General features: G+C 38.5%; 1 protein-coding gene. It reads right to left on the bottom strand.

Features of this window, described 5'->3' with window-relative positions; genetic code table 11:
• Positions 1-313: 313 nt before the first annotated feature.
• Positions 314-859, bottom strand: coding sequence for a hypothetical protein (locus tag KIV41_RS24280; protein ID WP_045393780.1), 546 nt, complete (start codon positions 857-859; stop codon positions 314-316).
• Positions 860-959 lie beyond the last annotated feature (100 nt).

The following is a 959-nucleotide window of genomic DNA, read 5'->3' as shown; positions in this document are numbered from 1 at the left end:
CTAAGAAGTATGTTCTCATACTTAGAATGAAAAGAGGGCCAATTAGTAAGAATAGCCAAATATTTGGTGGACTGACTGCCTGAAAAAAACCTATCAGTGAGTCCCCATCGTTCAGATTATCTTCAATGTATTTTTTAGCCTGTTCTTTATTCATCATTACTCCTGATTATGTTTATGTGATCTCTGGTAAGCACTTAACGCCGCATTAAGTGGTGAACAACGCGACCACCCAACCCAAACCATTGTGCCCTAAACACTTAAGCTGATACAAACCAAAAATGCCAAGCGTTGTGAATCCGTCTTAAACGCTTTGTTATGCGCTGATATTTATTTGCACACCAAGTTTTTCTGCCTGCCTTAACAGTTTAAGCAATGAATTACTATCAAAAACCTTGAGGGCTAGATCTAGTTTAAGAATTTCTCCTGATTTAAGTGCTACCACCAATCGAGAAGCTACTAAATCCTTGATAGCAGGGTGCCCAGATAAGTTTTCAATCGCATTGGTTTGAGAACCAATATTAATTCTCTCAATTTCATTTATTGGTATCTTTCTATTTATTCCTTTAAATCCACCGGACTTGATAATCAAGTGAGAACCTTCAATCTCTAGGCGAAAAGCAGCCAATATTTTGGCTAACCAAATAAAGTAAATAAATACTGTCACGCACAGTAGCGCCCCCGCTAAGGGAAATGAGACCTCTCGCGCTTCAACTTCAGAAGAACCTAAGTAGCTTTCGAAAAGCCACATTATACCTGCCCCAAACATCACAAAATAAAAGATTAATGAGGCCAATAAAAGTGGGACCCAGCTTATAAATGATTTTACAATATTTATTTTCGTATTCAACTTTGCTTTCATATTACTCCGAGGCGCATAACGCCGCGTTAAGGTGTGAGCAATGCAATACCGAAGCTACTGCATAAGATCTTAAACACCAAACGCAAAGCAAAGCAAAGCA

Source organism: Vibrio sp. D401a, from assembly GCF_030248515.1.
Taxonomy (GTDB): domain Bacteria; phylum Pseudomonadota; class Gammaproteobacteria; order Enterobacterales; family Vibrionaceae; genus Vibrio; species Vibrio rotiferianus.
The sequence above is the reverse complement of the archived record's forward strand: the minus strand, read 5'-3'. Positions and strand labels throughout refer to the sequence as shown.

What these genes read in the sequence shown, in the direction of transcription:
- KIV41_RS24280 (WP_045393780.1), bottom strand. Translation starts at nt 859, where the DNA reads ATGAAAGCAAAGTTGAATACGAAAATAAATATTGTAAAATCATTTATA.